Source organism: Sphingomonas hankookensis (assembly GCF_001619955.1).
GTDB classification, from domain to species: domain Bacteria; phylum Pseudomonadota; class Alphaproteobacteria; order Sphingomonadales; family Sphingomonadaceae; genus Sphingomonas; species Sphingomonas hankookensis_A.
The window spans coordinates 201,977-223,184 of record NZ_LQQO01000001.1; the positions used below are offsets into that span (position 1 = coordinate 201,977).

The 21,208-nt window shown below is 66.7% G+C and carries 22 protein-coding genes; 9 read left to right on the forward strand and 13 right to left on the reverse strand.

Features of this window, described 5'->3' with window-relative positions; translation table 11 throughout:
- Positions 1 to 17 precede the first annotated feature (17 nt).
- The 7 genes from AVT10_RS01060 to AVT10_RS01090 all read right to left on the reverse strand — a co-directional run bounded on the left by AVT10_RS01060 (position 18) and on the right by AVT10_RS01090 (position 6,204).
- Complete coding sequence (locus AVT10_RS01060) at positions 18 to 815, reverse strand: TrmH family RNA methyltransferase (protein WP_066687154.1); 798 nt, start codon at positions 813 to 815, stop codon at positions 18 to 20.
- A gap of 9 nt (positions 816 to 824) precedes the next feature.
- Positions 825 to 1,046, reverse strand: coding sequence for a hypothetical protein (locus AVT10_RS01065; RefSeq protein WP_066687157.1), 222 nt, complete (start codon positions 1,044 to 1,046; stop codon positions 825 to 827).
- A gap of 66 nt (positions 1,047 to 1,112) precedes the next feature.
- Positions 1,113 to 2,372 (reverse strand): N-succinylarginine dihydrolase, encoded by a 1,260-nt coding sequence (locus tag AVT10_RS01070; RefSeq protein ID WP_066687160.1) that lies wholly within the window; start codon positions 2,370 to 2,372, stop codon positions 1,113 to 1,115.
- On the reverse strand, positions 2,369 to 3,379 hold the full coding sequence (locus tag AVT10_RS01075; RefSeq protein ID WP_066687163.1) for an arginine N-succinyltransferase: 1,011 nt from the start codon (positions 3,377 to 3,379) through the stop codon (positions 2,369 to 2,371). Before AVT10_RS01075 ends, AVT10_RS01070 begins: the two co-directional genes overlap by 4 nt.
- The gene (locus AVT10_RS01080) at positions 3,376 to 4,584 is read right to left on the reverse strand and encodes a hydrolase (protein WP_066687166.1); all 1,209 of its coding nucleotides are present in this window, start codon (positions 4,582 to 4,584) and stop codon (positions 3,376 to 3,378) included. Before AVT10_RS01080 ends, AVT10_RS01075 begins: the two co-directional genes overlap by 4 nt.
- Positions 4,585 to 4,763: 179 nt before the next feature.
- Positions 4,764 to 5,660, reverse strand: coding sequence for a DUF481 domain-containing protein (locus AVT10_RS01085; RefSeq protein WP_066687176.1), 897 nt, complete (start codon positions 5,658 to 5,660; stop codon positions 4,764 to 4,766).
- A 64-nt stretch (positions 5,661 to 5,724) separates the two neighbouring features.
- On the reverse strand, positions 5,725 to 6,204 hold the full coding sequence (locus tag AVT10_RS01090; RefSeq protein WP_066687179.1) for an RNA pyrophosphohydrolase: 480 nt from the start codon (positions 6,202 to 6,204) through the stop codon (positions 5,725 to 5,727).
- A 62-nt stretch (positions 6,205 to 6,266) separates the two neighbouring features.
- Here AVT10_RS01090 and AVT10_RS01095 point away from each other — a divergent pair, with 62 nt between their 5' ends.
- Both AVT10_RS01095 and AVT10_RS01100 read left to right on the forward strand, forming a co-directional pair.
- Complete coding sequence (locus AVT10_RS01095; RefSeq protein WP_066687182.1) at positions 6,267 to 7,169, forward strand: histone deacetylase family protein; 903 nt, start codon at positions 6,267 to 6,269, stop codon at positions 7,167 to 7,169.
- A gap of 15 nt (positions 7,170 to 7,184) precedes the next feature.
- On the forward strand, positions 7,185 to 8,549 hold the full coding sequence (locus tag AVT10_RS01100) for a cryptochrome/photolyase family protein (RefSeq protein WP_066687185.1): 1,365 nt from the start codon (positions 7,185 to 7,187) through the stop codon (positions 8,547 to 8,549).
- Between the two features lie 111 nt (positions 8,550 to 8,660).
- Here AVT10_RS01100 and AVT10_RS01105 read toward each other — a convergent pair whose 3' ends face one another.
- Together AVT10_RS01105 and hisI are read right to left on the reverse strand one after the other, a co-directional pair.
- Positions 8,661 to 9,134 (reverse strand): hypothetical protein, encoded by a 474-nt coding sequence (locus AVT10_RS01105; RefSeq protein ID WP_084401198.1) that lies wholly within the window; start codon positions 9,132 to 9,134, stop codon positions 8,661 to 8,663.
- Positions 9,131 to 9,490 (reverse strand): phosphoribosyl-AMP cyclohydrolase, encoded by a 360-nt coding sequence (hisI, locus tag AVT10_RS01110; RefSeq protein WP_066687189.1) that lies wholly within the window; start codon positions 9,488 to 9,490, stop codon positions 9,131 to 9,133. Before hisI ends, AVT10_RS01105 begins: the two co-directional genes overlap by 4 nt.
- Positions 9,491 to 9,604: 114 nt before the next feature.
- Between hisI and purF the strand changes: the two genes are divergently transcribed.
- From purF to AVT10_RS01125, 3 genes are all read left to right on the forward strand, one after another.
- Positions 9,605 to 11,062 carry an amidophosphoribosyltransferase gene (gene purF / locus AVT10_RS01115; protein WP_066687191.1) on the forward strand — a complete coding sequence of 486 codons (1,458 nt, stop codon included), beginning with the start codon at positions 9,605 to 9,607 and terminating at the stop codon, positions 11,060 to 11,062.
- Positions 11,059 to 11,766: an SDR family NAD(P)-dependent oxidoreductase gene (locus AVT10_RS01120; protein ID WP_066687194.1), complete on the forward strand. Its 708-nt coding sequence runs from the start codon at positions 11,059 to 11,061 to the stop codon at positions 11,764 to 11,766. Before purF ends, AVT10_RS01120 begins: the two co-directional genes overlap by 4 nt.
- 255 nt (positions 11,767 to 12,021) lie before the next feature.
- Positions 12,022 to 12,402 carry a hypothetical protein gene (locus tag AVT10_RS01125; protein WP_198158468.1) on the forward strand — a complete coding sequence of 127 codons (381 nt, stop codon included), beginning with the start codon at positions 12,022 to 12,024 and terminating at the stop codon, positions 12,400 to 12,402.
- 221 nt (positions 12,403 to 12,623) lie between these two features.
- Here the strand turns inward: AVT10_RS01125 and AVT10_RS01130 are convergent, their stop codons facing one another.
- From AVT10_RS01130 to AVT10_RS01145, 4 genes are all read right to left on the reverse strand, one after another.
- Entirely contained in the window at positions 12,624 to 13,316 is a 693-nt protein-coding gene (locus tag AVT10_RS01130; RefSeq protein ID WP_066687195.1) for a prolyl hydroxylase family protein, read from the reverse strand.
- A gap of 126 nt (positions 13,317 to 13,442) precedes the next feature.
- On the reverse strand, positions 13,443 to 13,856 hold the full coding sequence (gene mce / locus AVT10_RS01135) for a methylmalonyl-CoA epimerase (RefSeq protein ID WP_066687197.1): 414 nt from the start codon (positions 13,854 to 13,856) through the stop codon (positions 13,443 to 13,445).
- Between the two features lie 138 nt (positions 13,857 to 13,994).
- Positions 13,995 to 15,521, reverse strand: coding sequence for an acyl-CoA carboxylase subunit beta (locus tag AVT10_RS01140; protein ID WP_066687199.1), 1,527 nt, complete (start codon positions 15,519 to 15,521; stop codon positions 13,995 to 13,997).
- A gap of 76 nt (positions 15,522 to 15,597) precedes the next feature.
- Positions 15,598 to 16,395: a DODA-type extradiol aromatic ring-opening family dioxygenase gene (locus tag AVT10_RS01145; protein ID WP_066687202.1), complete on the reverse strand. Its 798-nt coding sequence runs from the start codon at positions 16,393 to 16,395 to the stop codon at positions 15,598 to 15,600.
- Positions 16,396 to 16,499: 104 nt separating this feature from the next.
- On the opposite strand from AVT10_RS01145, the gene AVT10_RS01150 reads away from it, so the two are divergent.
- The 4 genes from AVT10_RS01150 (at position 16,500) to scpA (ending at position 21,206) form a co-directional block, all read left to right on the forward strand.
- The gene (locus tag AVT10_RS01150) at positions 16,500 to 17,042 is read left to right on the forward strand and encodes a (2Fe-2S)-binding protein (protein WP_066687204.1); all 543 of its coding nucleotides are present in this window, start codon (positions 16,500 to 16,502) and stop codon (positions 17,040 to 17,042) included.
- 106 nt (positions 17,043 to 17,148) lie between these two features.
- Positions 17,149 to 18,132, forward strand: coding sequence for an RcnB family protein (locus AVT10_RS01155; protein WP_066687207.1), 984 nt, complete (start codon positions 17,149 to 17,151; stop codon positions 18,130 to 18,132).
- A gap of 119 nt (positions 18,133 to 18,251) precedes the next feature.
- Entirely contained in the window at positions 18,252 to 19,028 is a 777-nt protein-coding gene (locus AVT10_RS01160) for an enoyl-CoA hydratase-related protein (RefSeq protein WP_066687210.1), read from the forward strand.
- Between the two features lie 48 nt (positions 19,029 to 19,076).
- Positions 19,077 to 21,206, forward strand: a complete 2,130-nt coding sequence (gene scpA / locus AVT10_RS01165; protein WP_066687212.1) for a methylmalonyl-CoA mutase — start codon at positions 19,077 to 19,079, stop codon at positions 21,204 to 21,206.
- Positions 21,207 to 21,208 lie beyond the last annotated feature (2 nt).

Sequence of the window (21,208 nt, forward strand, 5' to 3'; positions counted from 1 at the left end):
CTCGCGACGCGGAAGGTTCAGGGCCGATGCTGCCCCAGCACCGTGTAGGCCATCACCGCCGTCGCCACCGCGGCGTTCAGGCTGTCGGCCTTGCCCAGCATCGGGATCTTCACCAGCAGGTCGCATTCGGCAGCCATATGGTCCGGCATCCCCTGCGCCTCGTTGCCGGTCAGCAGGAAGGTCGGATCGGGATAGGTCGGCGCGCGATAGTCATGCTCGGTATCGAGGCTAAGACCGACCAACGTCCCCGGCCCACTGCGCAGCCAGTCCCTGAACGTCGCCCAATCGGCCCGCGCGACCGCGACGGTGAAGATCGCCCCCATGCTCGCGCGCACCGCCTCGACCGAAAACGGGTCGACGCACTCGTCGATCAGGATCAGTCCGCCCGCGCCCGTCGCATCGGCGGTGCGCAGGATCGTCCCCAGATTGCCCGGATCACGCAGGCGTTCGGCGACCAGCCATAGCGACGCATTGCGCCGGTCGATCTGCGCCAACTCGGTGGAGAATTCGTCATAGACGCCGACGACCGACCCCGGATTGTCCTTGCCCGACAGTTTCGACAGGATGTCGACCGTGGTCGAAATCGCGATGCCGCCCGCCGCCTCGGTCTCCTCGATCAGCGTCTCCAGCAGCGGATGCTGCTCGCCGCTCGCGAAATACAGCTCGGCCGGCAGCCACCCCGCCTCGCGCGCTTCGGTCAGGATGCGCAGGCCCTCGGCCAGGAAGCGGCGCTGGTCGCGGCGATGGCGCTTCTCCCGCAGGTTGCGGGCGGCCTTCACCATCGGGTTCGAATAGGCGGTAATTTCGCGTGGCATGGCCTCCGCCTAGCGCTCCTCGCGCTCCGCGTCGATGGAGTCGAGGATGCGCGTGCCCGCCATAAATACCGCGATCGGGCAGACCGCGAACAACAGTTTCCCGCCGATCCCGGGATATTGCGCCATGTAATGAAAGCCGCGCTCAACCGCGCCAACGCCCAAGCCGTAGATGACGAGGAAGGCCTCGAACTTCGACTTGATCGTGAACAGGTTTTTCAGCCGGGTCAGCATGGTTCGAAAATACGCAAAATGCGTACCATTGGCGGTTTTCCGCCACTCCCGCCGCCCGACTGATGGTTAATTGTCAATTAACCCGACAAGGTCGAGCGATTCCAGTAGCGCGCGGTGCGCCGCCTCGATCGCTTCGATCAGCGCGGGATCGCCGATATCGGCAGGTGCGATCCGTTCCGGCCAATGCGCCTCGACCACCGCCGCGATCCGGTCGAGCTTCGCGTCATCCACCAGGAACCGGGGATCGACCGTCGCCGGATCGGCCACGACCCGCAGCCGCAGGCAGGCCGGGCCGCCGCCATTGGCCATCGATTCGCGGACATCGACAACCTCCAGCCGGCGGATCGGTCCGTTGCCGGCGACCATTTCCTGCAACCACGTCCACACCCGTTCATTGTCGCGCGCTTCGCTCGGCAGGATCAGCACCATGCCGCCGCCATCGGGCAGGGTCACCAACTGCGCATTGAACAGGTAGGAGGTGATCGCGTCGGCAAGGCTGACCCGGTCGGCCGGAACCTCGATGATCTCGACCGATGGCATTGCCGCACGCAGGTCGGCGAAGAAGCGATCGCGGTCCTCGAACGCCTGTTCATGCGCGAACAGCACCCGCTCGTTCGCCACCGCGACGACGTCGTTATGGAATGCGCCCGCCGCGATCGCCGCGTCGGACTGCCGCGCCAACAGCGTCCGTGCCGGATCGAGGCCGTGGGCGCGCGCAATCGCTTCCGACGCCTCGCGATGCTGACGCGCGGGAAAGGGGCCGCCGCTCACGCCATAGACGAACACCTCGACTCCCTGTGCACCATGGGTTTCGCACAACCGCATATGGTTCGCCGCGCCCTCGTCGCCGAACGGGGCGGGCACCGGACCGTGCACGGCAAAGGCCGGATCGGCAAAGGCGATCCGCAACTGGGCCAACGTCTGCGGCCATTCATGGCTGCGATGCGGCATCGTCACCAGATTGGCGACGGTCAGGTGGCAGCGCCCGTCACCGCAATCGTTGGCCGGCGAAACCGTCGCCGCATTGGCCGCCCACATTGCCGACGCCGACAGCGCCTGTGCCCGGAGATGCGGCGGGGCACCGGCATAGTCCGTCGCGAGTTTCGCCAGCCAGCCATGGTCCGGGCGCGGATGCGGTAACAAAATGCCCTGCGTCAGCCCGAGCGCAAGGTTCGCGCGCATCTTGGCGATCCCCTGCAACGCCGCCGCGCGCGGCCGCGACGTCTCGCCCGCATTGCGCGTCGCCGCCAGATTGCCATGGCTCAGCCCGGCATAATTGTGGCTGGGACCGATGATCCCGTCGAAATTGATCTCGCGCACGCTCATCGCGCCACCTGCGATACCGTGTCGCCGACCGCGACGTTCAGCGCGCGGGCGGCTTCGGCATCGATCACGATCCCGTCGTCGCGCACCGTCGCATCGCCCATGCACGCGCGGAAATCGGAAAGGCGCCCGGTCGACAGCAGCGACGGGGTGCCGCCTTCGCCGATCGCCACCACCTGCCGCTCGCGCCGGTCGCGGATCGTCGCGATCTGGTCGGTCCGCGCGGTCATGGTCGGCCCGCCATCGAAGATGTCGACATAATTCTCATAGGCAAAGCCTTCATTCTCCAGCATCCGCATCGCCGCGCGACCGGTCGGATGGGGCAGGCCGATGACCCCGCGCGCCGCTTCGGGCAGCATCGCGATATAGACCGGGTGGCGCGGCATCAGGTCGGCGATGAACTGGTTGCCATGGATCGCATTGAACTGGTCGGCGTCCTGGAACGTCATGCCGAAGAAGCGCCCGGCAACCCCGTCCCAGAAGGGCGATCCGCCCGCTTCGTCGATGATCCCGCGCAGCTCCGCCAGCACCCGGTCGGCAAAGCGCCCGCGATGCCGCGCGATGAACAGATAGCGCGACCGGGCGAGCAGCAGCCCCAGCCCGCCGGCCCGCTCGCCCGGATGCAGGAACAGCCCGCCGACCTCGCTCGACCCTTCCAGATCGTTGACGAGGTTCAGGATGTCCGCGCGGAAGGTGCGGCCCAGCGCCTCGCTATGCTTGGTCAGCGTCGCGACGCGGTACGAATAGAAGGGCCAGCGCTGCCCGACCTTGGTGAACACTTGGCAGGTGCCGCGCACCTCGCCGGTGTCGATATTCTCCAGCACCAGCACGAACACCTCGTCGCGCGGGGCGTCCTCTTCATGGCTGAACGCGACGGCGCTGCGTTCCAGTCGGGTCATCAGAGCATTGCGGTCGGGGGGCAGGTTGGTGAAGCCGCCGCCGGTCAGCTTCGCCATTTCGTAGAGATATTTCAGGTCGCTTTCGCGCGCCGCACGGATTCGAAACGTCACAATCCCCCCTGTGCCACTATTCGGGCTATCGCCAGCGCCGACAGGCGGGCGCGTTCGGCCAGGCTGTCGACGATCATAAATTCCTCTGCCGAATGGATCGCGCCGCCGCGCACGCCCATCGTGTCGATCACCGGCACCCCGGCGGCGGCAATGTTGTTGCCATCGCATACCCCGCCGGTGTCGCGCCACGCGATCGGGATCGACAGGTCGGCGCCGGCCGCCTGCACCAGCGCGAACAGCTTCGCCGCACCCGCATCGATCGGCTTGGGCGGGCGGTTGAAGCTGCCGTGCACCGCGATCGTCACGTCGTGCTGCGCGGCGACCATCGCCACCGCCGCGTCGATCTGCGACCGGGCGCGTTCGATCTCGTCCAACCCGTGCGGCCGGAAATTGACGCGGAGCACGGCATGGTCGGGAACGACATTGTTCGGCCCGCCGCCATCGATCTTTGCCGGATTGACGGCCAATCGCGGCCCACGCACCGCGTTCAACCGGAGCGCGATGTCGGCGGCGGCGACGATGGCGTTGCGCCCGTCCTCCGGATTGCGCCCGGCATGCGCGCTGCGCCCGGTGACGACAATCGAGAAATTGCCGGTTCCCCCGCGCGCGCCGGCCAGCGTGCCGTCGGGCAGGGCGGGTTCATAGGTGAAGGCCGCGACCTTGCCCTTCGCCACCCGCTCGATCAGCCGCGCGGAGGAAAACGACCCGGTTTCCTCGTCCGAATTGATCATCACGTCATAGCCGAACCGGTCGCCGATCCCGGCGGCTTCGACGGCCTTCAGCGCCGCCAGCATCACCGACAGCCCGCCCTTCATGTCCGCCGCGCCCGGCCCGTTCAGGGTGTTCGGGTCGGTATAGCGCATCGCCTGAAAGGCGTGGGTTTCACCGTACACCGTGTCCATGTGGCCGGTGAACAGCATCCGCACCGGCGCCTCGGGCCGCACGCTGACCAGAAGATGTCGGCCATGCTCGATTGCGCGGACGGTGCCATCGGCATCGACCGTCTCCACGGGATCGGGGTCGACCAGCGTGATTGCGCCGGGCAGCGCGGCAAAACCGTCCGCCAGCATCGCCCCGACGGTGTTCAACCCCGGAACGTTGCGCGTCCCGCTGTTCACGGCAACCCATCGTTCGACCTGGCGCAGCATCTCCGCCTGATCGATCGCCTCGATCGACCGGCGTTCGTCCATCGTCATCCTGTCCATCGGGACGTTGTAGAGTGATATCGTATCAAACGGAACCGCTTGTGGTGGTCCATCAGTCAAGCCGCACCACGTCACCCCGGGCTTGACCCGGGGGCCCGCTTCTTCTTCCTTCGTCCGCGAGGAAAAGCCGTCACTCGGATCAAGTCCGGGTGACGAAAACGGTAGATCCGAGCCAGACCCTAGAACGCGTACACCAGCGACGCCCGCCCGGTCGTATCCGTATTCACCCGCCCGACCGGTGGCCGGCTTTCGAACTGGATATTGTACGACAGCCGCGCCGACAGCGGTCCCAGCAGCTTGGCGTCGACCGCGGTCAGGCTGGTGACCGTGCTGTTGGCGTCCTGCAAATAGGCCGATGTATCCTGCCTGAGCGTCAGCGCTGGCGTCATCCGCCAGTCGAAATCGACCGACCCGCGCGCGGCAAGGTTCCGTTCGGCCAGGCCGGTGGTGAACGAAGTATAACGAAACGCCGGACCCAGTTCGAGGTCGAGCGTCACCGGCCCCTTGGCGACGACGGTATAGCCCGCCCCGCTCGATGCCGAATAACGGTCGTAATAGCCGAAGAACTTGTCCGATTCATATTGTGCGGCGCCATAGATATAGAGCCGGTCGTCGACCTTGTAGTTGGGTTCGAACGCCGCGAGATAATGTTCGCGCGTCGGGATGCTGTTGTTTTCCTGATAATCCGCCTGCAATTTCAGCTTGTGGCGCCAGCGATAGCCCTCGCGCGACAGGTCGAGCACGGCGGTGACGCCCAGGCTGTCCGAATTGCCGCTGTTGATCCACCCGCCGACCTCGGCCCGGCCCTTCACCAGCGCGCCGAACGACGCGGTGCGCAGTCGCTTTTCGGTCTTCTCGGTCCGCTCGAACGTGTAATGCGACGCCAGTTCGGCGATCTTCTGCGAATGTTTCGGCGCGGCCTTGCGGGCATAGCGCACGATCGTCGCGACGTCGTTGTCATTGCCCGACGCCATCGCCTCTTCCAGCATCGTGCGGATTTCGATCGGCAGGTCCGGCTCGGGCGGGGGTTCCGCGAAATACAGGCCCAGGGGCAGGAGGAGCGCGGGGTTCGGCATCACCGCCCGCTATAGCCGATCGAATGCATATCGCCTGAACGATTCATCGCGGTACCGGGTCGGTTCACCGATGCAGATGCTCCGCGAACCCCGCCAGTACCTGTTCGTACAGCGCCTTCTTGAACGGCACGATCATCGTCGGCAGATCGGCCGGATCGGCCCAGCGCCACGCGCGGAATTCCGGTTCAGGCGTGCGGATGTCGATATCGTCGTCCGCCCCCTCGAACGCGAACAGGAACCAGCGCTGCCGCTGCCCGCGCCATTTCCCCTTCCAAATCTTGCCGATCATGTCGTCGGGCAGGTCGTAGAACAGCTCTTCCGGCCCTTCCGCGATCAGCCGCACCTTGTCCGCCCCGATGCCGGTTTCCTCGCGCAGCTCGCGGATCGCGGCGTCAATCGGCGCCTCGCCATCGTCGATCCCGCCCTGCGGCATCTGCCACGCCTCCAGCGTCGAATCGAGCCGCTGGCCGACGAACACCTGTCCGTCGCGGTTCAACAGCATGACGCCGGCACAGGGGCGATAGGGGAGGGCGGTCTTGTCCATCGCCGCTTCCTATCGCGGGCCAATGGCTTTTGCGAGGCGCATCGGCATCTTATCTCCGCAAAGTGATCCCCGTCATCCACCATCCCGATTATGTCGCCGAAAGCCCGCCGGGCAGCCGCTATCGCTGGGGCAAGAACGGCCTCGTCCGCGACCTCCTGCTCGAAATGGGGTCGGCAATCGACTGGCACGGCTGCGATCCGATGCCCCGCGCGTGGATCGAAGCGGTCCATGACGACGTCTATGTCGCCGAAGTGATCGAGGCGCGCGTACCGCCGCACAAGGAACGCCGCATCGGCTTCGCCGTCACCCCGCCCATGGCATTGCGCGCGCAGGCGGTACCCGGCGGCACCTATGCCGCCGCCCGCGTCGCGATGGAACGGGGCTATGCCGCCAACACCGCCGGGGGCAGCCACCATGCGCTGGCCGATACCGGCGCCGGCTATTGCGTGTTCAACGACCTCGCCATCGCCGCACACCGGCTGGTCGAGGAAGGCACGTGCGAGCGGGTGCTGGTGGTCGATGTCGACGTTCACCAGGGCGACGGCACCGCCTCGCTGCTCGCCGGACGCCCGAACCTCGCCACCTATTCGATCCATGCCGACAAGAATTTTCCGGCACGAAAGGCGGTGTCGACGCTCGACGTGCCGTTGGCCGACGGAGTCGGTGACGACGAATATCTGACGACGCTGGAGGCGACGCTCGTGCCGCTGATCGACAGTTTTGCGCCGTCGCTGATCCTCTATCAGGCCGGGGTCGACCCCTTCGCCGACGACCGCCTCGGCCGTTTGTCCCTGACGCAGAATGGCCTCGACGAGCGCGACCGCTGGGTCGGCCAGCTGGCCCGTACCCGTGGCCTGCCGATCGCCAGTGCGCTGGGCGGCGGCTATGGCGACCTGCTGGAGGTATCGCGCCGCCATGTCGCGTCGATCGTCGCGCTGGCACAGGGAACCGGGATTGTCGCGTAGGCGTAACGTCACGCGATGAGCGATCCCGTCCTACTCTGGCTCCGCCAGGACCTCCGCCTGCGCGACCAGCCCGCGCTTCTCGCCGCGATCGACGATGGGGCGGTGATCCCGGTCTATATCCTCGACGACACCTCGCCTGGCGACTGGGCGATCGGCGGCGCGCAGCGCTGGTGGCTGCATCACAGCCTCGTCGCGTTCGACGACTCGCTGCGGGCAAAGGACTCGCGCCTGATCCTGCGCCGGGGCGAAGCGGTCGCCGAACTGCGCAAGCTGATGAAGGGAACCGGCGCGACCCGCATCCATGCCGTGCGCCATTACGAACCCTGGTGGGTAAAGGCGCAGGAGGCACTCGGCGATACGCTCTCCCTGCACGATGGCAATCACCTACGCCCGCCCGAAAGTGTCCGCACCGGATCGGGAGGGATGTTCAAAATCTATTCGTCCTTTTGGAAGGCGCTGAACCAGATGCTGCCGCCCGAGGACCCGGTGCCGATGCCGCGCACGATTCCGTCGCCGTCCCAATGGCCGAAATCCGACAAGCTCGCCGACTGGAAGCTGCTCCCGACCAAGCCCGACTGGGCGACCGCGTTCGGCACATCGTGGCAACCGGGCGAGGATGGCGCGCACAAGGCGCTGAAATCCTTCGCCGCCCGCCTCGACGATTACGACACCGCCCGCAACCTGCCCTCGGTCGACGGCAGTTCGAACCTGTCGCCGCATCTCCACCATGGCGAACTCTCCCCGCGGCAAATCTGGGCGGCGCTGGACGGGCAGGGCGACAGCCTGACGACCTATCGCAAGGAACTGGCATGGCGCGATTTCGCCAGCGGCGTCATCCTGTCGATGCCCGACTATGCCGACGCCAATGGCCGCCCGCGCTACGACAAATTGAAATGGCGGAGCGACGCGGCGGCGAAGCGCGATCTGAAGGCGTGGCAGCAGGGCCGCACCGGCTATCCGATCGTCGATGCCGGCATGCGCCAGCTGTGGCAGATCGGCTGGATGCACAATCGCGTGCGGATGATCGCCGCATCGTTCCTCATCAAGCATCTGCTGATCGACTGGCGCGAGGGCGAACGCTGGTATTGGGACTGCCTGGTCGACGCCGATCTCGGCAACAATGCGGTCAACTGGCAATGGGTCGCCGGCACCGGCGTCGATTCGAACATGTTCGGGCGGATCATGGCCCCACTCACCCAGTCGGAAAAATTCGACGCCGCCGACTATATCCGCCGCTGGGTGCCCGAACTGGCGAAACTGCCGGACGAGGCGATCCACGATCCCGATGCGGCGGGGTGTCGGCCGAAGGCGTATCCGGAAAAGATCATCGAGCACCGGGAGGCGCGCGAAAGGGCGCTGGCGGCGGCGCGGGGGATTTGACCGGCCACCACCGTATCCCCGCGCAGGCGGGGATCCAGAGCCAGCATCGCAACGGCAGCTCGGCTCGCCCTGGACCCCCGCCTGCGCGGGGGTGCGGCACGTCCGTGTAAGCTACCCGCACAACCCCCGCCCGGCCGGATCGCGCAGCGCCGCCGCTTCCGACCCGCTCTCGCTCAACCGGTCGAACTGCAACCCCGACAGCGACGCCCGCCCCCGGCACGCCGCCTCGCACCCCGCCGGCAGCGATCCGGGAAACCGCACGCCATCGCCATAAAACGCGGCATCGAACGCGCAGCCCTTGCCGAAATCGACCCGCATCCGCTCGCCGTCCCGCGAATAGGTCCCGTGCGCGCTGCATCCGATCCCTTCGCCATAATCGACGAACGTTCCGATCCGACCGGTCGTGATGCACAGCCGGTCGCCCTCGCGCGCATACAGCCCGACCGGCTGCGCGGTGGCCGGATCGCGCACCACACCCCGCGCGATCGCCGCCTGCTCCAGCGTCGCTCCTTCCGGCTCGGACGAAGGCGTCGCTTCCTGCGAACAGCCCGCCAGCACCAGCAGGGCCGCCGCCAGCAACCTCATGCCACCGGCACCAGCCGATCGCCCTCGATCCGGCGAAAGAAACAGCTGTCCGCGCCCGTATGACACGCCGGCCCGGTGGGGATGCAGCGAACCCACAAGGCGTCCTGATCGCAATCGATCCGCAGCTCGACGACGCGCAGCACGTTGCCCGACGTCTCGCCCTTCTTCCAGATCGCCTGCCGGCTCCGCGACCAGAAGGTCGCCTCGCCCGTTTCGATCGTCAGCCGCAACGCATCCGCGTTCATATGCGCCACCATTAACGGCGCGCCGCTATCGGCATCGACACACACCGCGGTCAGCAGCCCGTCGGCGTCGTATTTGGGGTTCAGGGTCAGGCCGGTATCGCGCGGAATCATCCGCAACCCCTATCGCCGATCATGGTTCCGCCGCAATCGACGATCAAAGGGCGACAAATCGATTCAGCCTACCTATATGGCGGCCGTGTGACACGCTTATCCCCGGAAGGGCCTATGTTCACCACCCAACCTTTCGACGACGACAAGCTGCGCGAAGAGTGCGGCATCTTCGGTGTATCCGGCGCGGACGGCGCTGCGGCGCTCGTGGCCCTCGGCCTCCACGCGCTCCAGCATCGCGGGCAGGAAGCGGCCGGCATCTGCAGCTGGGATGGGGCGATGTTCCATACCCAGCGGGCGCAGGGCCATGTCGCGGGCAATTTCGACCGGCCTGAGGTGATCGAATCGCTTCCCGGCGCCACCGCCTGCGGCCATGTCCGCTATTCGACCACCGGTGAGACGTCGAACCGCAACATCCAGCCGCTCTATGCCGAACTGGCGTCGGGCGGGTTCGCAGTGGCGCATAACGGCAATCTTTCCAACGCCATGCGGCTGCGCAAGGATCTGGTCCGCACCGGATCGATCTTTCAGTCGACCAGCGACACCGAAGTCATCATCCACCTCGTCGCGACGTCCAACTACCGGACGCTGCTCGACCGGTTCATCGATGCATTGAAGCAGGTCGAAGGCGCCTATTCGCTGATCTGCATGACGCCAGAGGGCATGATCGCCTGCCGCGATCCGCTGGGCATCCGTCCGCTGGTGATGGGCAAGCTGGGCGACGCGTATATCTTCGCCTCCGAAACCGTCGCGCTCGACGTCGTCGGTGCCGAGTTCGTCCGCGAAGTCGAACCGGGCGAACTGGTCATCGTGTCGAACGGCGAGCTCCGCTCGATCCGCCCGTTCGCGCCGCTGTCCCCGCGTCCCTGCATCTTCGAATGGGTTTATTTCTCACGCCCCGATTCGATCAGCGAAGACCGCTCGGTCTATTCGGTGCGCAAGGCGATCGGTGCCGAACTGGCGCAGGAAAACCCGGTCGAAGCCGATCTGGTCATCCCGGTGCCCGATTCGGGCGTGCCCGCAGCGATCGGCTATGCGCAGGCGTCGGGCATTCCGTTCGAACTGGGCATCATCCGCTCGCACTATGTCGGCCGCACCTTCATCCAGCCCGGCGACAAGGTCCGTCATCTGGGCGTCAAGCTGAAGCACAATGCCAACCGCAAGCTGATCGAGGGCAAGCGCATCGTGCTGGTCGACGATTCGATCGTGCGCGGCACCACCAGCCTTAAGATCGTGCAGATGATGCGCGATGCCGGTGCGGCGGAGGTCCATATGCGCATCGCTTCGCCGCCGACGCGCCATTCGTGCTTCTACGGCGTCGACACCCCCGAACGGGCGAAGCTGCTCGCGGCCAAGCTCGATCTGGGCGGCATGACCGACTATATCCAGGCCGACAGCCTCGCCTTCATCTCGATCGACGGTCTCTATCGTGCGCTCGGCGAAGCCAACCGCACCTCGGTCCGTCCGAAATATTGCGATGCCTGCTTTACCGGCGATTATCCGACGCCGCTGACCGATCAGGACGAAACCAGCTCGGTCGATCAGCTGGCGGTGCTGGCCGAACGCGTCGGATGAGCGACCGGTTGAAGGGGCAGCTGGCGCTCGTCACCGGCGCCAGCCGCGGGATCGGTGCCGCCACCGCCATCGCGCTCGCGGCGCAGGGTGCGCACATCATCCTCACCGCGCGCACGACCGGCGGGCTGGAGGAGGTCGAGGACGCGATCTATGCCGCGGGTGGCTCGGCCACCATCGCGCCGATCGACCTCTACGACCTGACCGCCATCCCGCAGCTGGTGTCGGCGATCGCCGACCGCTGGCGCGCGCTCGACATGCTGGTGCTCAACGCCGGCGCGCTCGGTACGCTGGGGCCGGTGCCGTCGTTCGACCCGAAGGAATTCGACAAGGTGATGGCGCTGAACGTCACCGCCAACGCCGCACTGATCGCCGCCTTCTCGCCGATGCTGCGTCTGGCACGGGCAGGGCGGGTGGTCGGCGTCACCTCCTCGGTCGGTGCCGCCCCGCGCGCCTATTGGGGCATGTACGGCGCGTCGAAGGCCGCGTTCGACAACATCATCGCCAGCTATGGGCTGGAGATGGCGAACATCTCGCCGGTCCGCACCGCCATCGTCGATCCCGGCGCCACCCGGACGAAGATGCGCGAGCGGGCCTATCCCGGTGAAGACCCGCAATCGGTCAAGCCGCCCGAACGGGTTGCCGACGCGATCGTGCGGCTGATGACGGAAGGCTTCGACAGCGGCACCCGCATCCGCGTCGATTGACCGCGGTTCGCCGTCGCTGAAATCATACGTCACCCCAGCGCAGGCTGGGGTCTTCCGGTAACAGCACACAGCAGGAGCCGCAGGAGACCCCAGCCTGCGCTGGGGTGACGTCGTGGTGCACCGCCCACTACGGCACCGTTCGACCAAGGTTCCGAACCCCAGCAAAAACAAATAGTTGGATTCCGTCGGGCCCCGATCCGCGCTCGCTCGTTGTCCGGCGGCTGCGCGTGCAGCTGCCGTTCGAGGAGCCTTCACATGGCCGTAAAATTCGCCGGAACGATGAACGCGATCAATCGCGGACTGGACGAGACCAAGCCCGCCAAGGGCGCGACGATGATCGAGGATTGGGAAGCCGCGCTGGCCGACACCGACGTGCCGGGCGCCAAGGGCATCCTGCGCGACCTCGCATCGCTGCGCAAACAGCTGGAAAAGGATAACCCCGACAGCGACCGCATCCACGACCTGCTCCACCGCCTTGGCGCCGCCACCACGAAGATCGCCGAGAAATCGGACAAGCAGCAGGACAAGCTGCGCGCGCTGGGCGAAGCCTTGAGCGAAGCGGGCGAGGAAACGCCGGACGAGGAAGAAGACACCGAAGCCGCCGCCGCTCCCAAGCGCGCGCGGAAGAAGGGGTAAGGGGCAAGGCGGTGGGCTGTCCGCCGCCTGCTTTCGGCTTTCCTACAGCCACCCGATCCGCCAAAATCGTCACCCCAGGCTCGACCCGGGGTCCCGCTTCTCCTCCACCGATCGTGAGAAAGCGGGACCCCGGATCAAGTCCGGGGTGACGTCATGCGCGGGGAGATAATGGAGCGCCACAAAACCGTGGCGAGTGTGAACTTAGTGAACTTTGGCCGCCCTCAAGGCTCGATCGTCGGGGTCCAGGGCCCCTCGCGAAACCATTTCGTGATGATGTACTTGGTGCCCTCGACCACCGCCATGCCCTCATGCAGCGTGGCGAGGTTCGGGCTTCCATCGGCGTTCATGTTGTTCCACGCGACCAGCATCCCCGGCCGCGGATTGAACCGGACGCCGGCCTGCGGGAACCATGTCGCGCCGCCCTGTTCGACCTCGTTCAGATAGACCATCGCCGTCCAGGTCCGCTGCCCGCCCTGTACCGCCATCGAAGCCCAGTACGGCTCATTCTCGTTGAAATAGTCGTTATGCGCCCGGAACTGCTGGCCCGGCGCGTATCGCTGGCCCTGCATCGTCTCGCCATGCTCCGGCGGGATGCCGAGCAGGTGCGCGATCTTCTCGTCGATCGGCTGAAGCAGCGGGTGCCACCGGTCGAGGTCGCAGCTGTCGCTGGTGCGGAAATTGGGATCGTTGGTCGCGGTCAGCAGCGTCGATTTGCGACGACCCGCATCGATCGTCGCCATCAGCATGTCGCACTCGTCCTCCGACAGGAAGTCGGTGAGCGCGAAGACGACCGCCGCATCGGTCTTGGCCCGGCGGATACCTGGCACGGCCGAAAGCGTCGCCTCGACCGAGCGGCCCCATTCCGCCCGGACAGGGGAGGGGCCACCGGGCGCTTTACGGACAGGCGTATTCATGGCCGGCGTTCAACCAGATAGCGGCGCTAGTGTCGAGGGGGCGGGCGCCGCTATCGTCACGCCGGCGAAGGCCGGAATCCATTGTGTGGGGAGGCTTCGGCTCCATCGAACCGGTCCGCGACCCGCTCAATGCTTGTGCGTCTCCATCAACTCGATGAGCACCCCGCCCATGTCGCGCGGATGGACGAACACGATCGGCGTCCCATGCGCTCCGATCCGTGGCTTCCCCAAGACCCGCGCGCCCTTCGCGGTCAGCTCGGCGACGGCGGCATCGATATCCGCCACCTCGAAGCACAGATGATGCTGCCCCCCCGCCGGGTTCTTTGCCAAAAACCCGGCGATCGGAGAGGCATCGTCATACGGCTCGATCAGCTCGATCTGCATATTGGGCGCATCGATGAAGCACACCTTCACCCCCTGCGCGGGCAGGTCGAACGGCTCCCCGATCGCCTCGGCGCCCAGCAGGTCGCGATACATCGCAATCGACACGGCGATGGACGGCGTTGCGACACCGACATGGTTCAACCGACCGAGGGTCACAACCAATCCTCCCCTGCACGGGGAGGGGGACCATCCGCAGGATGGTGGAGGGGGGCGTCCTGCTCCACCACGGATGCATTGCGGGGCTCGCCCCCTCCACCAGCTTCGGTGGTCCCCCTCCCCGTGCCGGGGAGGAGCTCATAGCGGAATATTGTCATGCTTCTTCCACGGGTTCTCGAGCTTCTTGTTCCGCAGCTTGCGCAGCCCCAGCGCCACCCGGCGTCGGGTCGAATGCGGCAGGATCACCTCGTCGATGAACCCCTTGCTCGCCGCGACGAACGGGTTGGCGAAGCGCGCCTCATATTCGGCCGTCCGCGCCGCGACCTCGGCCGGGTCCTTCGACCGGAAGATGATCTCCACCGCGCCCTTCGCACCCATCACCGCGATCTCGGCGGTCGGCCACGCATAGTTCAGGTCACCACGCAGATGCTTCGACGCCATCACATCATAGGCCCCGCCATAGGCCTTGCGGGTGATCACCGTGATCTTGGGCACCGTCGCCTCGGCATAGGCGAACAGCAGCTTCGCGCCATGCTTGATGATCCCCGAATGCTCTTGGCCGACCCCGGGCAGGAACCCAGGCACGTCGACGAAGGTCACGATCGGGATCTCGAACGCGTCGCAGAAGCGCACGAACCGCGCCGCCTTCTTCGACGAATTGATGTCGAGGCACCCGGCCAGCACCATCGGCTGGTTGGCGACCACGCCGACCGTGCGCCCTTCGATCCGGCCGAAGCCGATGATGATGTTGCCGGCATGGGCGGGCTGCAGTTCGAAGAACTCGCCATCGTCCAGCGTCCGCACGATCAGCTCGTGCATGTCATAGGGCTGGTTGGCGCTCGGCGGGATCAGCGTGTCGAGGCTGGGTTCGATCCGGTCCCACGGATCGTCGCTCGGCCGTTCCGGTACGCCGCTGCGGTTGTTCACCGGCAGGAAATCGACGAAGTCGCGCGCCGCCAGCAACGCCTCGATATCATTCTCGAACGCGCAGTCGGCGACCGACGACTTGGTCGTGTGGGTGATCGCGCCGCCCAGCTCTTCCTGCGTCACCACCTCGTTCGTCACCGTCTTGACCACATCCGGCCCGGTCACGAACATGTAGCTCGAATCCTTCACCATGAAGATGAAGTCGGTCATGGCGGGCGAATAGACCGCGCCGCCCGCGCACGGCCCCATGATGAGCGACAGCTGCGGCACCACGCCCGACGCCAGCACGTTGCGCTGGAACACCTCGGCATAGCCGCCGAGCGACGCGACGCCCTCCTGAATCCGCGCGCCGCCCGAATCGTTCAGTCCGATGACCGGCGCGCCGACCTTCATCGCCATGTCCATGATCTTGCAGATCTTCTGCGCATGGCGCTCCGACAGCGACCCGCCGAACACGGTGAAGTCCTGGCTGAAGACATAGACCAGCCGGCCGTTGACCGTGCCCGATCCCGTCACCACGCCGTCGCCGGGAATGACCTGGTCCGGCATCCCGAAATCGACGCAGTTATGTTCGACATACATGTCGAGTTCCTCGAATGATCCTTCGTCGAGGAACACGTCCAGCCGTTCGCGCGCCGTCAGCTTGCCCTTGGCGTGCTGCGCCGCGACCCGCTTCTCGCCGCCACCGGCCCGGGCGGCCGCGCGGCGCTTCTCCAGCGCTTCGAGTGCTTCGAGCATCGTCTCTCCTTGGCCCGTTGGTCGGGCGTTTCCGCCCTTGTGCCAGCAGGAGGGGGAGAAGCGCAATATTCTTGCGTCACCCGAAGCGATAGCCGGACACGACCCAGCCCATCACCACATCGCGATAGTCGCGGACCGCCGGACCATCGCCACCCGCACCCAGCGCTACCATCAGCGGCAGCAGATGCTCGGCCTCTGGATGGGCAAAGCGGGCATGGGGGAGGTGCTCCCATGCCGCGACCCGCTCCGCCCGCATCGCCGGGTCGGGCTCAGTCACCGCGGCGGTCAGCGCGGCGTCCCATTCGTCGGCGATCGGCGTGACCGACGCCCCACGCGCGCGCAGGTTATGGAAGCTCATGCCCGACCCGATGATCAGCACGCCTTCATCCCTGAGCGGCGCCAGCGCCCGCCCCATCGCGATATGCGCGGCCGGGTCGAGCGAGCGGTCGAGCGATATCTGGACCAGCGGAATATCGGCCTCCGGCACCGCGACCATCATCGGAATGAACACGCCATGGTCCCAGCCGCGCGTCGCTTCCTCCGCCGTTGCAAAGCCGGCACCCTGCAATAGCGCCGCCGCCCGTCGCGCCACGTCCGGCGCACCCGCCGCGTCCCAGCGCAGGTGATAGGTGTGTTCGGGAAAGCCGTAATAATCATAGAGCAGCGACGGCGCCTCGCCGACATGCACGGTTGGCCGATGCGCCTCCCAATGCCCCGAAATCATCAGGATCGCACGCGGCCGTTCAGGCAGCGACGCGATCAGCCCGGCCAGATAGTCCTGCATCGGTCGCCACATCGGATCGGGTGCCTGACCCGGGTTCAGGAAGAAGCAGGGACCACCGCCATGCGGCACGAACAGGGTAGGGAGTGTCATACCCTCACAGGTCGCGCTGCGCCCGCCCGGACTCAAGGCCGCGCACGGAAACGACGCGTTTCGACTTGGCGTCGTGGCATGCAAGTCCCTACAAGGTCGCCCGCATGAGCCGCTTCACCGTCAACAACCTGCCGCAGGAATATCGGCTCGACCCCGAAACACCGCTGCTCTGGGCGCTGCGCGACGTATCGAACCTGACCGGCACCAAATATGGCTGCGGCACCGGCCATTGCGGCGCCTGCACGGTCGATGTCGACGGGCGCGCGGTAAAGTCGTGCCAGGTGACCATCGGCAGCCTGGAAGGGACGTTCGTCACCACGATCGAAGGGCTGGCGCGCGATCGCAGCCACCCGGTGCAGGCGGCGTTCCTCGCGGCGCAGGTCGTGCAATGCGGCTTCTGTATCCCGGGCTTCGTCATGGCGACCGTCGCATTGCTGCGCCAGAACCGCGACCCGAGCGAAGCGGAGATCGCCGCCGCGCTCAACCATCTGTGCCGCTGCGGCATCTATCCCCGCCTGATCGATGCGGTGCGACAGGCCGCGGCCGCGGCGCGTGGCGATGCGACGCTGGCCCCGCCGCCGCGCCCCGGCATCGACCGGGCAGAGGCCGCGCGCGAAACGCCCGCGCTGACCCCGCCAACCAAGTAGCGCCTATTCTTTCAATTGGCTGTCATCGCCATTCAGCAACAGTTGATCGCGCCCGTAATAAACCGCATCCATCGTAGCCGGCGACTTCCGGCGGTGGAGGCAGAGAATGAAGAGCCGTTTCCTGTTGGCCCTGTTGAGCGTGTCGGCGCTGGTCCCGACGGCGGCCATGGCCCAGGCCGATCCGGAGTTTCGCGGACCGCGCGGCGGACGGGAGCGGATCGAACGCTCGCCCGGTGGCGAATCGCCCGGCGCGCGTGCCGAATTCCGCAACGATATCCGCGTCGAAGCACCGCAGCCGCGCCCCGAACGCCCGCGCATCGACGAACAGCGCACCGAACCGCAGCGCGGCTGGCAGGATCGCGGCGACCGCAGCGGCTTCGACCGGCCGCGCCCACCGCGCGACGGCAACGGGCAGATCGACCGCGAGCGGCTGCGCGGCGACTGGCAGCAGGGTAATCGCGGTGACCGCGGCGGGTGGCAGGGGCGGCAGGATGCGCCGCGTCCCGACCGCGACTTCCGAACCCCGCCGCGCGACGCGCAGGGGCAGATCGATCGCGAGGCGCTGCGCCGCGACTGGCCGCGCGCGGATGGCCGTGGCCAGTTCGACCGCGATCGCCGCGAGCAATGGCGCCGGGAACAATGGCGTCGCGAACAGCAGAATGGCGGCTGGGACCGCGATAACCGCGATTGGGGCCGCGACGGTCGCGACTGGGGTCGCAACGACTGGAACCGCGGCGACCGGGACTGGGATCGTGGCAATCGCTGGGAACGCGGCGGCCAGTGGGATCGTGGCTGGCGGCGCGACGACCGCTATGACTGGAACCGCTATCGCCAGCAGAACCGTGGTTTGTACCGCCTGCCGCGTTATTACGCGCCGTCGGGCTGGAGCTATGGCTATCGCCGCTTCGGCGTCGGCGTCCGGCTGAACTCGTTCCTGTTCGGGTCGAACTACTGGATCAACGATCCGTTCTATTATCGCCTGCCGGAGGTGTGGGGGCCGTATCGCTGGGTGCGCTATTATAACGACGCGCTGCTGGTGGACGTCCGTTCGGGCCAGGTGGTCGACGTCGAGTACGACATTTTCTGGTAAGCCTGCCGTTACGGCACGGGCGCGACGCGGCGGGGGCAACCCCGCCGCGCTTGCGTTAGGGCTGGCATTCGCCGCGTCCTTTTCGCAAACCGTATCAAAAGATACGGGAGAGCGATTCGATGGCAGGCGATATTCGGGTGCAGCGGAACGGCGACGTGCTGGGCATCACGCTCGACCGGCCCGACCGGCTGAACGCCGCGCCACCGGCAATGTTCGATGCGATTCGCGATGCGCTGGCGAACCTCGACGGTGCGCGCGCGGTCCTGTTGAGCGGGGCAGGGCGTGCCTTCTGTTCCGGCGCGGATGTGATGGCGGCGCTGGGTGGCGACGATGCGCCTGCCATGACCCATGCCGCGCTCACCAACCATTATAACCCCACGCTGCAGGCGATCGCCGAGCTCCCCGTACCGGTGGTCAGCGCGGTCCGCGGCGCGGCGGCGGGGATCGGGTGCAGCCTCGCGCTCGCCTCCGATTTCTGCGTCGCCGCCGACGATGCCTATTTCCTGCAGGCGTTCGTCAATATCGGCCTCGTCCCCGATGGTGGGGCCAGCTGGATGCTGCCGCGCCTGATCGGGCGTGCGCGGGCCGCCCGCATGATGATGCTCGGCGAACGGGTGCCTGCCGCCACCGCGCTCGACTGGGGCATGATCCACGCCGTCGTCGATGGCGGGAGCCTCGAGGACGAGGCGCTGGCGCTTGCCCGTCGGCTGGCGGCCGGACCGACCGTCGCGCTCGGCCTGATGCGCGCCAATCTCGCCTATGCCCTCGACCATGACTATCCCGCCGCCATGGCGCGTGAGGCGGAAGCCCAGCGCACCGCCCGCGCGACCAGCGACGCGGTCGAAGGTGGCACCGCCTTCCTTACCAAGCGTACTCCCCGTTTTACCGGAGCCTGACATGACCTGCCTCGACTTGCGCCCCCGTCCGGCGGTAGGACCCATGCGATGACCGGCCCGACCCTCGAAGACTGGCAGAAGCTCGCCGCGCGTGAGGTGAAGGATGCCGACCTGAACTGGACCACGCCGGAGGGGATCGTGGTCAAGCCGCTCTACACCGCCGCCGATGCGCCCGATCCCGGTCTGCCCGGCTTCGCGCCGTTCACGCGCGGGGTGAAGGCGTCGATGTATGCCGGGCGTCCCTGGACCATCCGCCAATATGCCGGTTTCTCGACCGCCGAGGAATCGAACGCCTTCTACCGCCGCAACCTCGCCGCCGGGCAGAAGGGGCTGTCGGTCGCCTTCGACCTCGCCACCCATCGTGGCTATGACAGCGACCACCCGCGCGTGGCGGGCGATGTGGGGAAGGCCGGGGTCGCGATCGACACGATCGACGACATGAAGATCCTGTTCGACGGCATCCCATTGGACACCATGTCGGTCAGCATGACGATGAACGGCGCGGTGCTGCCCTGCCTCGCCTTTTACATCGTCGCGGCGGAGGAACAGGGCGTCGGCCCGGACAAGCTGTCGGGCACGATCCAGAACGACATCCTCAAGGAGTTCATGGTCCGCAATACCTACATCTATCCGCCCGAGCCATCGATGCGGATCGTGTCGGACATCATCGCCTATACCGCCGAGCACATGCCACGGTTCAACAGCATCTCGATCAGCGGCTATCACATGCACGAAGCCGGGGCGACGGCGGTGCAGGAACTGGCGTTCACGCTGGCCGACGGCATGGCCTATGTCCGCGCGGCGCTGGCACGCGGGCTGGATATCGACGCGTTCGCCGGGCGGCTGTCCTTCTTCTTCGGCATCGGCATGAACTTCTTCATGGAGATCGCCAAGCTGCGCGCCGCGCGTACGCTGTGGAGCCGGATCATCGCCGATTTCGGCGGCAACGCCCGCAGCCAGATGCTGCGCACCCACTGCCAGACCAGTGGCGTCTCGCTGACCGAGCAGGACCCGTACAACAACGTCATCCGCACCACCGTGGAGGCGATGGCAGCTACCTTCGGCGGCACCCAGTCGCTCCACACCAACTCGCTCGACGAAGCGGTAGCACTTCCGACCGACTTCTCTGCCCGGATCGCGCGCAATACGCAGCTGATCCTTCAGGAAGAGACCGGCATGACCCATGTCGTCGATCCCTTGGGCGGCAGCTATTATGTCGAGGCGCTGACGAAGGAACTGGCCGACAAGGCATGGGCGCTGATCGAGGAGGTCGAGGCAGCGGGCGGCATGATCGACGCCGTGAACTCCGGCCTGCCCAAGGAACATATCGAACGCGCCGCCGCCGCCCGGCAGGCGCGAGTCGACCGCGCCGAGGACGTCATCGTCGGCGTCAACAAATACCGGCTGGCCGAGGAAGACCCGATCGACATCCTCTCGATCGACAATGCCAAGGTCCGCGCCGACCAGATCCGCCGGATCGAACGGGTGAAGGCAACACGCGACGAAGCCAAGACCCAGGCCGCGCTAACCGCGCTACAGGACGGCGCACGCGGCGACGGCAATCTGCTGGCGCTGTGTGTCGCCGCCGCCCGCGCCCGCGCGACTTTGGGCGAGATGTCGGCGGCGATGGAGGTCGCATTTGGTCGTCACGCCGTATCGGTCACGCCGGTCAAGGGCATTTACGGCCCGGCCCATGCCGATGACAGCGGCTGGCTGCGCGCCGGCGAGGGCGTCGCGGCGGTCGAGCGCCGCCTGGGCCGCAAACCCCGCATGCTGGTCGCGAAGATGGGGCAGGACGGTCACGATCGCGGTGCGAACGTCGTCGCCAGCGCCTTTGCCGATCTCGGCTTCGACATCGTGTCCGGCCCACTGTTCCAGACCCCGGAGGAAACTGCGCAGCTGGCGATCGCCGAGGGGGTCGATGTCGTCGGCGCGTCCAGCCTCGCCGCCGGGCACAATACGCTGATCCCCGAACTCATCGGACGCCTTGCCGATGCCGGGCGCAGCGATATCCGTGTCATCGCGGGCGGGGTCATCCCGCCACAGGATTATGCGCTGCTCCGCGACGCCGGGGTGGCGGCGATCTTCGGACCGGGCACCAACCTGGTCCATGCCGCGGCGGAGGTGCTGAAACTGCTCGGCCACAACCTCCCGCCGGTTGGAGAGACTGTCGAATGAAT